The organism is Spirosoma lituiforme (assembly GCF_054776635.1).
The window spans coordinates 16,380-28,412 of sequence record NZ_BAAHBO010000016.1 but is presented as its reverse complement, the minus strand read 5'-3'; the positions used below and the strand labels follow the sequence as shown (position 1 = coordinate 28,412).

Genomic DNA, 12,033 nt, shown 5'->3' with positions numbered 1-12,033 from the left:
GATCCACTTGCTGAGTTGGCACGCCCTTTTGGGCTTGTTCAATGATGGCGAAGCTAGTGGCTCGTTGGGGTTGATAAGGGGTCTTTGCTGGCCCGCCTGGTTGAGTAAGGCGTCGCCTTGATGAAGCAGGTGAGGAACCTTGAGCAGGCGGCTGAGAGAGAATAGTCATAGGAATAATTATTTACCAACAAAGGTAACTGCTTTTTTACAGTAAGTCAACTGCAAAAAAGCAGTTACCTTTGCCTGAATAGTCATTCGAAAGAGGTGTTCTCTTTGAAACGAAAAACGACTTTATATATCTGCTTCAGAAATGGGGCATTTTTTAAAACGCCCAGACTACCAATAGTAACAGGAAAGGCTGGACAGAATTTGTGTTATATATCCGTGGTTTTGTGTGGTTATGGGCAACAGCGCGCCCCGACCTTTGTCGTGTAAAGCGACAGCTGCTTTAACACGGCCAAGCCAACAGGAGTGGCGGTGAAACAACCAACCAGTTTTTTACTCTCATGGAAAACAAAACCGTTTATCTGATTTCTACCTTCACCGTGAAGCCCGAAGATCAGACGCTCTACGAGCAGACGCTGGCCAAACAACTGGCCATTACCAAAGATGAGCCCCACGTACTGGGCTACGAAGTGTTTCGCCAAGCCGATGGCAGCTACCTCCAGCACGAGCGCTACGTAGACGAAGCCGGTATCTGGCTGCATGTGCAGAACACCATGGAGCCGCTCACCGTGTGGAGCTCCATTGCCACCACCACCCATATGATGGTGCTCGGGCCCGTGGGCCCCGATTTCAAGCAGAAGTCGGGCCTGGACAACGTAGTCAACTACCAGCATTTCGCCGAAGTCCCCCGCTAGTTAGCGCCTTGTACGTTACAACTCTGTTTTACCTGTCAACAACGTCTATATGAGCACCATCAAACAAGTAGCCTTGGGTAGCCAGGGCCTGCACGTATCGGCCGAAGGCCTCGGCTGCATGGGCATGTCGGGCAGCGGCATCTACGGGGCCGCCGACAATACCGAAAGCATCGCCACCATCCACCGCGCCCTCGAACTGGGCGTGACCCTGCTTGACACGGCCGACGTATACGGCCCCTTCAACAACGAGCAGCTAGTGGGCAAAGCCATTGCCGGCCAGCGCCATAAGTACACCGTGGCCACCAAGTTCGGCTTTGTCATCGGCGACGACAACAGCATCACGATGGAATTTAACGGCCGCCCCGAGTACGTGCGCATGGCCATCGAGCGCTCGCTCAAGAACCTGGGCACCGACTACATCGACCTGTACTACCTGCACCGTCTTGATCCCAACACGCCCATTGAGGAGACCGTAGGGGCTATGGGTCGTCTGGTGGACGAGGGCAAGGTGCGCTACCTGGGCCTCTCGGAAGTATCCACCGACATCCTGCGCCGTGCCCACGCCGTGCACCCCATTTCGGCCCTGCAAACGGAATATTCACTTTTTGACCGGGGCGTAGAGGAGGATGGCGTGCTGGCCGCTACTCAGGAACTGGGCATTGGCTTCGTGGGCTACTCACCGCTGGGCCGGGGCTTTTTGTCGGGCGAAATTAAAAGCCCCGACGACTTCGCGGCCGACGATACACGGCGTTATTTCCCGCGCTATCAGGGCGAGAACTTCGCCAAAAACCTGGAGCTGGTGGAGAAGCTGAAAACCGTAGCCGAAGCCAAAGGCACGACAGCCGCGCAGCTGGCCCTGGCCTGGGTGCTGACGCAGGGCGTAGTCGCCATTCCGGGTACCAAGCGTCGCAAGTACCTTGAAGCCAATGTCGCGGCTGCCGACATTCAGTTTAGCGCGGCCGAACTGGCCGAACTGGATGCTATCCTGCCCGTGGGCAGTGTTGCTGGCGCGGCATATCCGGGTTAAGACCGCGGTTACCAAAAGAATAAAGGGGCCATTCAGTAATGGCTGGGCTCTTTATTCTTTAGCTTACTTTATATTACCCTATGAAAGCTGCTGATTTTCAGGTACTGAACACCGTCACGGAATACACCCGCTATTACGGGTTACCGGCCCCAACGCACCCCTTGCTTACGCTCATCGATCTGTCCGAGATAACTGGGCAGACCCCAACCGCCCCGGTTGTGGCGCAGCTCTACACCGTCTCCCTCAAGCGCGGCCTCAAAGGCACAGTGCACTACGGCCGACAGACCTACGATTTTCACGAGGGGTTGCTCACGTTTTTGGCCCCTGGCCAGGTCGTGCAGGCCGATACCAGCCTCGACATCTCGGAACTAAGCGGCTGGATGCTGGTATTCCACCCTGACTTGCTGCACAAATACCCCCTGGGCCAGAAAATCACTAACTATGGCTTCTTCTCCTACGAGGTGCATGAGGCCTTGCATTTGTCGGCCAAGGAAGAAAAGTTGCTTGACGGCGTACTCGGCAGTATTCGGTACGAATACGAGCAATCCCTTGACGCTTTCAGCCACGACCTGTTGATTGCACAACTGGAAGTGCTGCTGGGATATGCCAATCGGTTTTACCATCGCCAGTTTCTGACCCGGCGAATAGCCGAACACGACCTACTAACTCGCTTTGAGGCACAGCTCAGGACCCATTTTGCCCAAACTGGCAATATCGCACTGCCCACGGTGCAGCAGTTTGCCCAAGCACTGAACGTATCGCCCGCCTACCTGAGCGATATGCTTCGTGCACTCACTGGGCAGACAGCCCAGCAGCACCTGCACCATGCCCTGATTGAACGGGCCAAGCAACTGCTACTCAGTACATCGCTCACGGTCAGCGAGACCGCCTTTCTACTCGGCTTCGACTACCCACACTATTTTACACGCTTGTTCAAAAGCAGAACGGGCCTCACGCCAGCCGCCTTCCGCCAGTCCGTGAATTAGCTAACAAGAGAGCTCGCGTGAACACTCATTCGCTACTGTTTTATTGATATTCTCCGTAAACGCTCCTGCTCGATATGAAGGAGCATTCATGTATCTACTTCCTAAATTTGGCGTTTAACAAAATAGTAAACTTGCAAGGATGTAATGGGTAAAGTGTCAGATGCGAGTCAAGAGTAGGGCAACATTTCACCTCCGGCAGTAGGAAACACTTTCTTAACACTCTGTTATAAAATTACTATTTGTGTTATGCTTAAACATTGGTGGAAAGCCTTAACCGTTCTGATTCTGGCCTATGTCTTCATTGCGGGTTTGATGAGCCCGGTGCCAAAATTGCCCATTTTACATGAAGCCATCCGCAATACATTCTTCCATCCCCCTCTTTGGATCGCCATGATGGTCCTGCTGTTCGCATCGGCTATCTTCTCGATCCGCTATTTAAGAAAAGGAAAGCTGGATGACGATCTTATCTCGGTTGAGTTAGCGAACACGGCTCTGTTATTCGGGGTATTAGGCTGTATTACCGGATCAGTGTGGGCTTATTTCGCCTGGGGCGATTTGTGGCCCAACGATCCTAAAACCAATGGAGTCGCGGTTGGCATGCTGTTGTATCTAGCCTATTTTGTTTTACGGGGGTCAGTGGATGATGAGATGCGTCGTGCAAGGATATCAGCTGTTTATAACATCTTTGCCTTTGCTGTTTTCATTCCGCTCATCCTCATCCTACCCCGTTTGACGGATTCGTTACATCCGGGTAACGGAGGGAATCCAGGGTTTAACCAATACGATGCCGCTAATTCCATCAAACGCATCATCAGACCCGCTTTTGTGGGCTTCACTTTACTGGGTTTTTGGATCGCTCAGCTTCGGGTCAGATTACGCCGGTTGGAAACACTGTTAGATGAGCAGGACGACCTGAACAAGGTTTCCACTAAGCAGTCATCCGATTTACAAAATACGACAGACTTATAATGAACTTCTTATGGATCAGTTAACGGAATTATTACGCCAGGATGGTAAGATATGGGTGGTTGTAGCGGTGATTGGTGTGGTTCTACTGGGCTGGTTCGTATATCTGGTTGGGATTGGGCACCGAGTCAGCAAAGTCAAGCGACGAGTCATCCGCTAGCCTTGTATTGAGCCGACCTATTATTTTAGAAATGCGAAAAAAGCTGGACATGATATTTTTCCAGCTTTTGGGGTAAAAGCCTGAAAAGGCTCCCAAGAAATTTCTTCTGTTTAGTTACTTGTGGACCGGGCTCCCAGCCGGTTCAAGAAAGCGATTGTCCGTTAGCCAGTCGGCCATCCGCTGCGGCCAGGTATTAATCGATTTTAAGTCCGAGCGGTCCCCCATATTGAAGGCGTGTTTGCCCTGGGTATAAATATGGGCTTCCACCCGGACCTTGGCTGCGCGATACTTCTGGAGTAACAGAACCACCACTTCCGAGCACCATACATCATCATTGGCCACTAGTAAAAAGGCGGGCGGGGCATCGGCGGGAACACTTTTGGGAAGGCCCAGCGGGCCGGGATAAATCAGCATCTGAAAGGAGGGCCTTCCATCCAGCCGACCAATGGGATCAGGGCATCGCTAGGGCCTTTGCCGGGGGTGTAAGCGACTAGGCTTACGACATCACCCCCCGCTGAGAAACCCAGCATACCCAGCCGGTTAGGGTCAATCCCAAACTCGTCCGCTTTACTTCGAACCAGCCGCATGGCCCGGTACGCATCCTCACGGGTGTGCTTGTCGAGCGAATAAGGGGAGTTTACTTCGCTGGCCAGACGATATTTTAACACAAAGGCCGCTACCCCAATGCTATTGAGGTACTGGGCTGGCTGGCGACCTTCGGCATTGAACACAAGCTCCCGATGCCCCCCACCTGGACAAATCACAACGGCAGCTCCCGTCGCTTTGTCTTTGGGTGGTAGATAAACCGTTATGGATGGATTATTGATATGGCGTACCCAATAGTCTTCCGCCTGTTCAGGTTCGTTCCGACGATCTTCAAAACCAGGGGCACCTTTAGGCCAAAGGGGTATCTCAGGGGGAGCTGTCTGAGCCAGAATCGTGACTGGAAACCCCAGTGCAAGTGCCAGTACGGCAAGGCGAAATAGTATTGATGTGATGTTAAGCAAAGCAGCGTTGTGTCAAACTGTAGGTGATGGATAAAGTTGAGCAGTTAGTAAAACTAATCGTCTCAGGATACCCTCCAATATAAGACGATAGAATATTAACTCGGACGTTTAATAAGACGGCTAACTTAGCGCTTCCACAACCCTATCTATAGAATCTATATCGATTCGGCTTATAACTAGTTGAACTACTACCGGTGACAAGAAGCGAAGCCCAAATAAAATCACTCTTGCTTGACTTTGCTCGACACGAAGAGCGAATTAGGGCTGTGCTACTCAACGGCTCAAGAGCTAATTCTGCAATCTTTAAGGACGAATATCAAGATTTTGACGTCGTTTACGTGGTTAAGGCACTAGACGATTTCACCAAGAATCACCAATGGATTGACGCCTTTGGGGAAACTATCATTACCCAGTTACCCGATCAGATGGTCATTGGTGAAACCAGCGACACTAGCTTTAGCTACTTGATGTTGTTTTCTGATGGAAATCGCATTGATTTAACACTGTACCCAATCAACCAGGTCCAGCCCAACCACTGGCCGGACAGCCTAACGTTATGCTGGCTCGATAAAGATGCCCTCTTCACGAACTTGCCCAAAGCAACCGATGCTGACTATCTGATTGGTGCACCAACCTCAAAAGAGTTTACTGACACCTGCAATGAATTTTGGTGGGTGAGCACGTATGTAGTCAAAGGCTCAGCCCGTCAGCAGATTCCCTATGCCAAAGAGATGATGGAAACAGGGGTCCGACCCATGTTTATGAAGATGATCAGTTGGCAGATTGGTGCTCAAAACAACTTTTCGGTACCCTTTGGTAAATCCGGTCAGTTTATCCAACAGTTCTTGGGGGCGTCTTTTTACAATCAGGTGCTGGCCACATACGCTAATGCAAGTCTAGAGGCCAATTGGCAAGCGCTGATTGGTATAACCGAATTGTTCACTGCATTAGCAGAGGCAGTAGCGAATCAGCTTGGCTTTGTCCTCAATTGGAAGGAGATTCAGCAAACTATGCTTTATATCAAGCAGCGTTACGACTATCACAAACAATCTGACTAACTAATATACTGGAGAGTCAGACACGTAGTTCATGACTTGGATTACCCTCTCGCAAAAGGCTCCTAATTGATACGAAATAAATAAGCCTTTTCGAAAACGGGACATTTTATGGGGCAAAAAGTACCATTTACTATACAAATGAAAACATGTAAGGTAAGTATTTATCAGTAATTTAGGCCTGCTCAGATCTTAGTGAGCAATGACTAGACGGGTCTTTAGCGTACGATATGTTTTTGGATGTATCATAACCAAATGCCGTGGTATACCCTATTTTTTAGCAAGTTTGTCTACCATTTCTGACGGTCAAGACCCACACATCGTGTCTTTATGCGTTGATCAGAACTCGTTTTGATTGGCAATTAATGTCTAAGGAAAAACCCCTAGTCTGATTTGTAAGATTTTTTACAAATCAGACTAGGGGTTTTTCCCTATAGAATCGTCTGTATAAAACAAACTATTGAATCCGGTCAGTTACACTTCCTCATTATTCGGTTAGATATGGGTCAGACCAAATCGTTAATATCCTATATCAGCACTAGTAATTCAAGGCTCTTTACCATCGCTTCCGACGAAGACACCGGTCCGTGTGAGAATAACAGGACCGGTCTGGTTGATTCGGAAGCGTTTATCCGTAATGCATTTGCCCGAAGTGCAAATGAAGGAATAACACTACTGTTTGAGCGGTACTATCAGCCGCTGTGTAACCACGCGGTTCGGTATGTGTCCTCACGGGAAATTGCGGAGGATATTGTCTCGGATCTGTTCTACGAGCTTCAATCCAAGGAAATCTTCAAGACTGTTACCAGTTCGTTCAGGGCCTTTTTGTTTACGGCGGTCCGGAACAGGGCTTTCGATTATGTACGCCTTGAAATGAATCGTAGTACGTCACTTGAGCAAGCAGGGACTGTATCAATTCCCATTGGGCAACATCCGGATACGGTTACGCAATTTGAAGAACTTTACCACGATGTCGAGAAGAGTCTCAACCAGTTACCAATACAACGTCGACGCGTGTATATCATGCACCGCTTTGAGGGTAAGAAGTACAGCGAAATTGCCAAGGACCTGAACCTGTCGGTGAAAACAGTAGAAGCTCACATGGCCCAGGCCATGCATCAAATGCGTAAGGCCATGATTGCCAAATGGACAATGATTCTTCTCATAGCCTGTAACCTGGCCGTACCCCTGCAAGGGCTGTGAACGAACTTTTACCAAACCGAAACATGGATACAGCCGTAACGGAGACCCTGCTAATGAACTATTTTGCAGGGCAGGCCTCAGCTTTACAGAAACAATTGATCGATCATTGGATCAAAGAGCCCAACAACCAGGAGCTGTTTTACGCTGTACTGGAAAACTGGGAAAATCAGCATCCTCAGTACATGGCTGATACCAGGAAGGCCCGCGACCGGCACATGGAGAGACTGGCGAATCAGGCCAGCAATGGTGCAGCTACTGGAATAGACCAAACCGAAAGGCCCCCTGTTCGCCTATACCCCAACTGGTTACCAGCCGTCTTTGCGGCTGCCATGCTTGTCTTACTGGCGGGCTGGATCAATCGTGACTGGTTGCTTTACAAAACATACACAACAGCGTACGGGCAAATCCGTCACCTGATTCTTGCGGATGGCAGTAAGGTGACACTTAACGCAAACTCAAGCCTGAAAGAGCCCCGATTCACGCTTGGTCAGACTGTACGTACGGTCCAATTGACTGGGGAAGCTGATTTCACTGTGACGCACACGGCCGATAACCGCCAATTTATCGTGCATACCGAACGTGGGCTTGACGTGGTTGTGCTGGGAACTGAATTCACCGTGTACAGCCGCCAGCCGGGTGATCGCGTCATCCTGCGTAAGGGGCAGGTAAAACTCATGTACCCTCAGGCGACTATGAAGCAGTCAATGGTGATGAAGCCAGGCGATCTGGTCAAGGTGGACCGGAAGGGGCGTGTCCAGAGCCGGACTGTTCGCCAACCTGAGCAGTACGCATCCTGGCGGTCTAACCGGTTCGTATTCGACCATACGACGATGCCGGAAATCGCTCAATTCTTTCGCGAAACGTACGGTCTCAAACTTATAATTACAGATGCCGAAGTGGCTAGCTGGACTGTGACCGGAGCCTTTACCGCGCAGTCGGCCGAGGAACTACTCGACGCTCTATCGCAGGGATCAGGGCTGACGTATAGCCAGCACGATAAAACAGTCACTTTAGCCTATGCGAGTAATCAACCAATAACTATAACCAAATAATAGATGAGAAAACCACTACTTACGGGTCTCGTGCTGATGGGTATCATCGCTACCAGACAGTCCGGCTCAGCACAGCTATTGGCTAGAGCGGAGACTACCCACCGGCAGTTAACAACGGAGAGCCGACTTGCGCTCAAAGTAGTTCTGGAGAAACTTGAGACGCACTACAAGGTCGATATTCTCTTCTTCGATCAATTGGTGGAAGGGCAGTTTGTTGCTGTTGAGCGCATTGATTGGAGCGCTTCACTGGAAACGAATCTAAAGACTATTTTGCAACCGCTGGGTCTACGTTCGTACAAAGCCAAAAATCAGGGCTTTGTCATTGCAAAACAAACCCCGACGCCCGAATCAGCTGATGACGCTCGGACACGAGTACAGGCAACACTCATCGGTGAATCGGCGATTGCGGGTACAGCCCTTTCTGCTGAAACGACGATAAGACCCTCCAGCGCAATTCTGGTACGTGGCCGCGTAACCGATGCCGAAACAAACGAAGGTATCCCGGGAGCGAACATCGTTGTTAAAGGATTGACGAGCGGGGCGGCAACCGACAAAGAAGGTAACTTTCAAATTTCGGTACCCAATGGGTCGGCTACGCTGGTCATCAGCTTTGTGGGCTACCTGAAACAGGAAGTAGTCGTTGGCGAACGGACACAGATCAATGTTGCCCTTAAAGCAGACCACCAGATGCTCGCGGAAACCGTCGTAACGGGTTTCGGGGACCGGGAAAAACGAAACGTAGGTTATGCCACGACGTCGGTCGATGGCGATGCCATTCGGCGGCAGGCGGCTGTCAACCCGATTGCTGCCCTTCAGGGATTGGTCCCTGGCCTCCAGGTGCAGCCGGGTATTGGCGGTCCGCAGTCGACACCCCGATTTCTGATTCGGGGCAGTGCGTCGCTGGACCCGTACAGGAATCAGCCGCTTATCGTCATCGACAATATTGTCATGGAGCAGGATGTCGTATTGCCCAACCGCGGAGGTGAGCAGGATTTCGGTAACATTCTTAAAGACATCAACCCGGACGATATCGAATCGGTCAACGTGCTCAAAGGCGGAGCCGTTACGGCGTTATACGGTAGTCGGGCCAACAACGGTGTGATTCTGATCAAGACAAAAAAAGGGTTTTCGCAGAAGGGTTTGGGTGTAACCGTCTCCCAGTCGTTAGTGTGGGAAAAAGCGTACCGAACCGCTGACTTTCAAAACCAGTTTGGCTCCGGCAGCCACACTGGTGACTTTGTTACGGGAGCAGACGGCGTACCGGAAATCAATCCTGCTACCTATGGGTATAACTTCGGGCCCGCGCTGGCGGGTCAAACGGTGCGTGACGTAACGGGGCAGATTGTACAGAACAACCCTCGCCCCAACGATATTCTGAGCATCTTCCGGACGGCACTGACTAGCAATACAAACGTTGGTGTATCGGGTGGTAATGAGACGGGTACATTCCGCTTGTCCTATTCACGGCTTAGCTCTCAGGGGGTAACACCACGGAATGATTTTAGACGGAACAGCATCAACTTCCGGGGTACGCAACGCCTGCTGGGCAAAGTATTGCTCGATGCAAACGTTACGTATGTGCGTAGCAATGCCTTGAACCCGGCTAATCAGGGCGGGAGTGGTATCTTCCGAAATCTCGCTTACGGCGGTGTACGGAACTATGATATGGACTACTGGCGTACGCATTATATCAACTCCACTTTGGGCGGCTTGAACCAGGACGATCCAAGTGGCTTCACGAGCGTCTGGTATTCTCTCTTTGAAGATAACACGACGCAGGCAGACAACAACCTCCGGGGTAGTATCGATCTGCGGGCACCGTTGGTCAAAGGGCTGGAGTTTCAGGGTAATGCCAGTCTGAACTACATAGGGTCGAACTACGAACGTAAGGTGCGGGGGCGGGATGCCAGCTTTGCCAATCCCTACTACGAGTCATCTGTCCGTAATACGCAGGTAGGACGGTACCGGGCCAATCTGAACTATACGAAGCGAGTCAATGACTTTGACTTTCTGGTGCAGGCCGGGGGAGAGATGAATACCTCGGTGACAAAGGGGATTCGCTATTGGACCAACGGCGGTATTTTGCCGGATATTTACCGGCTGCGCAACTCGCGGAACCCTGTCGGTACGGATGAGTTCACGCCAAATTCGTCCCGTAGCTTATCGGCTTTTTATCAGGGCAGCGTTGCGTTCAAAGACTATTTGACTGTCAACGTTTACGGACGGAACGACTGGAACTCTACGCTCGTCTACAACAACGGTCAGGGTAATTACGCGTATTTTTATCCCGGTGCCGACATCGCCTGGGTTTTATCCGACGCTTTCCGTACCCAGTTACCTAATGCGCTCGATTACGCCAAGCTGCGGGTTTCCTACGTGCAATCTGGAAACGGTACTGATCCATACACAGCCAATACGGGCGCGTATTCAGCCAACAGTCCGTACATCAACAGTACAGGAGCGTCAGTATTGAATTATCAGTATGGGAGCAACACACTGCCCAATCAGGCACTCGTGCCTGAGCGGAGTTATAAGTTCGAGACGGGACTTGAGTTAAAACTGCTGCGCAACCGACTGGGCCTCGACGCTACGGTGTATTCGCAGGACACCAAAAATCAGATCATCAGTTTCGGGGTACCCAACACATCGGGCGTTAGTGCCGCGCTGATCAACGGAGGCACCGTTCGAAACCGGGGTATTGAGCTATTACTATATGGCACACCGGTTAAGACCAAAAACTTTTCCTGGGACACGTACGTCAATTATACCCTGAACCGGAACACCGTCCTATCGCTGCCGTTTGGCCTTGAGTATACGACCATTGCCGGTGGTGATGGGTTCCAGGCTGTGGCTCAGGTAGGGGGCGACTATGGGACCATTATAGCTCCCTATGGCTATGCCAAATACCAGGCGACGGGCACTGACGGTAGTCCGGTGGATAGCCCGCTCAATGGGCGTAAGGTAATTCGGGCAGCCAGCAACAGTACTTCTGTATTTGTGCGCGCACAGAACTACGTGCAGGGTACCGACAAAGCACCCGTGGTAGGCTCTATTCTGCCGAAGTTCATGGGTAGCTGGCGGAACTCGTTCAACTACAAGAATATTCAGCTGAACGTGATGCTCGATTCTAAGATTGGCGGTAAAATCTTCTCGACTACATCCGACTTTGGGCAGTGGCTGGGTAGTCTTAAAAGCACGTTGCCCGGTCGTACGCCGGAGTTGGGTGGCCTGGCCTACAAAAACGTGGCCGGTGCCGACCGTACCGACGGGATCATTCTGGATGGTGTGTATCAGCAGGGAACCCGCGTTACCGGGCTGGACGGCAAGTCGTATGATCTGTCGGGTATGACCCATCAGGAAGCGTACGAAAAAGGAATTGTGCGGCCAACCAGTACCCTTAGCTACTACGCCAACGGGCACAGCTGGGCAAACGGTATCCGGGAGGACGCTATTTTTACCTCCTCGTGGGTATCAGTGCAGCAGGTCAATCTAAGCTATGATCTGCCGCAAAAAGTGGCTAACCGCGTTTCGCTGAATGGACTGCGGGTATCGCTGATTGGCAATAACCTGTTGTACCTCTACAATAGCGCTAAGGATGGTGTGAATCCTAATAACCTGAACGATAGTGGCTCGGGTGCCTTCCAGGAGACGTCGGGAATGCCCTATACCCGTAGCGTAGGCGTGTCTGTAAACGGTAGCTTTTAATTGATGCATCGA

At 51.1% G+C, this 12,033-nt stretch carries 11 protein-coding genes; 9 read left to right on the top strand and 2 right to left on the bottom strand.

All coding sequences use genetic code 11. The features are described 5' to 3' along the window. Positions 1–506: 506 nt before the first annotated feature. The 5 genes from ACYU87_RS26665 to ACYU87_RS26645 all read left to right on the top strand — a co-directional run bounded on the left by ACYU87_RS26665 (position 507) and on the right by ACYU87_RS26645 (position 3,999). Complete coding sequence (locus ACYU87_RS26665; protein ID WP_461137058.1) at positions 507–860, top strand: putative quinol monooxygenase; 354 nt, start codon at positions 507–509, stop codon at positions 858–860. 49 nt (positions 861–909) lie between these two features. Then, positions 910–1,887 (top strand): aldo/keto reductase, encoded by a 978-nt coding sequence (locus ACYU87_RS26660; protein WP_461137057.1) that lies wholly within the window; start codon positions 910–912, stop codon positions 1,885–1,887. An 80-nt stretch (positions 1,888–1,967) separates the two neighbouring features. Next, positions 1,968–2,873, top strand: a complete 906-nt coding sequence (locus ACYU87_RS26655; RefSeq protein WP_461137056.1) for a helix-turn-helix domain-containing protein — start codon at positions 1,968–1,970, stop codon at positions 2,871–2,873. 246 nt (positions 2,874–3,119) lie between these two features. Next, complete coding sequence (gene ccsA, locus ACYU87_RS26650) at positions 3,120–3,842, top strand: cytochrome c biogenesis protein CcsA (protein WP_461137055.1); 723 nt, start codon at positions 3,120–3,122, stop codon at positions 3,840–3,842. A 10-nt stretch (positions 3,843–3,852) separates the two neighbouring features. Then, complete coding sequence (locus ACYU87_RS26645; protein ID WP_461137054.1) at positions 3,853–3,999, top strand: CcmD family protein; 147 nt, start codon at positions 3,853–3,855, stop codon at positions 3,997–3,999. 114 nt (positions 4,000–4,113) lie between these two features. On the opposite strand, the gene ACYU87_RS26640 is transcribed toward ACYU87_RS26645, so the two are convergent. Both ACYU87_RS26640 and ACYU87_RS26635 read right to left on the bottom strand, forming a co-directional pair. Continuing rightward, positions 4,114–4,413, bottom strand: coding sequence for a hypothetical protein (locus tag ACYU87_RS26640; RefSeq protein ID WP_461137053.1), 300 nt, complete (start codon positions 4,411–4,413; stop codon positions 4,114–4,116). Beyond that, the gene (locus ACYU87_RS26635; RefSeq protein ID WP_461137052.1) at positions 4,407–5,006 is read right to left on the bottom strand and encodes an alpha/beta hydrolase; all 600 of its coding nucleotides are present in this window, start codon (positions 5,004–5,006) and stop codon (positions 4,407–4,409) included. The genes ACYU87_RS26640 and ACYU87_RS26635 overlap by 7 nt, the downstream gene beginning before the upstream one ends. Before the next feature lie 194 nt (positions 5,007–5,200). Between ACYU87_RS26635 and ACYU87_RS26630 the strand changes: the two genes are divergently transcribed. The 4 genes from ACYU87_RS26630 to ACYU87_RS26615 all read left to right on the top strand — a co-directional run bounded on the left by ACYU87_RS26630 (position 5,201) and on the right by ACYU87_RS26615 (position 12,021). Continuing rightward, the gene (locus ACYU87_RS26630) at positions 5,201–6,064 is read left to right on the top strand and encodes an aminoglycoside 6-adenylyltransferase (protein ID WP_461137051.1); all 864 of its coding nucleotides are present in this window, start codon (positions 5,201–5,203) and stop codon (positions 6,062–6,064) included. A gap of 498 nt (positions 6,065–6,562) precedes the next feature. Then, a complete protein-coding gene (locus tag ACYU87_RS26625; protein ID WP_461137050.1) occupies positions 6,563–7,264 on the top strand; it encodes an RNA polymerase sigma-70 factor in 702 nt (233 codons plus the stop codon). A 23-nt stretch (positions 7,265–7,287) separates the two neighbouring features. Beyond that, positions 7,288–8,316, top strand: coding sequence for a FecR family protein (locus ACYU87_RS26620; protein WP_461137049.1), 1,029 nt, complete (start codon positions 7,288–7,290; stop codon positions 8,314–8,316). 3 nt (positions 8,317–8,319) lie between these two features. Then, positions 8,320–12,021, top strand: coding sequence for a SusC/RagA family TonB-linked outer membrane protein (locus ACYU87_RS26615; protein WP_461137048.1), 3,702 nt, complete (start codon positions 8,320–8,322; stop codon positions 12,019–12,021). The last annotated feature ends 12 nt before the right edge of the window (positions 12,022–12,033 follow it).

Coding starts and splice junctions, on each gene's coding strand:
- ACYU87_RS26665 (WP_461137058.1), top strand. CDS start 507: ATGGAAAACAAAACCGTTTATCTGATTTCTACCTTCACCGTGAAGCCC.
- ACYU87_RS26660 (WP_461137057.1), top strand. CDS start 910: ATGAGCACCATCAAACAAGTAGCCTTGGGTAGCCAGGGCCTGCACGTA.
- ACYU87_RS26655 (WP_461137056.1), top strand. CDS start 1,968: ATGAAAGCTGCTGATTTTCAGGTACTGAACACCGTCACGGAATACACC.
- ccsA (WP_461137055.1), top strand. CDS start 3,120: ATGCTTAAACATTGGTGGAAAGCCTTAACCGTTCTGATTCTGGCCTAT.
- ACYU87_RS26645 (WP_461137054.1), top strand. CDS start 3,853: ATGGATCAGTTAACGGAATTATTACGCCAGGATGGTAAGATATGGGTG.
- ACYU87_RS26640 (WP_461137053.1), bottom strand. CDS start 4,413: ATGCTGATTTATCCCGGCCCGCTGGGCCTTCCCAAAAGTGTTCCCGCC.
- ACYU87_RS26625 (WP_461137050.1), top strand. CDS start 6,563: ATGGGTCAGACCAAATCGTTAATATCCTATATCAGCACTAGTAATTCA.
- ACYU87_RS26620 (WP_461137049.1), top strand. CDS start 7,288: ATGGATACAGCCGTAACGGAGACCCTGCTAATGAACTATTTTGCAGGG.
- ACYU87_RS26615 (WP_461137048.1), top strand. CDS start 8,320: ATGAGAAAACCACTACTTACGGGTCTCGTGCTGATGGGTATCATCGCT.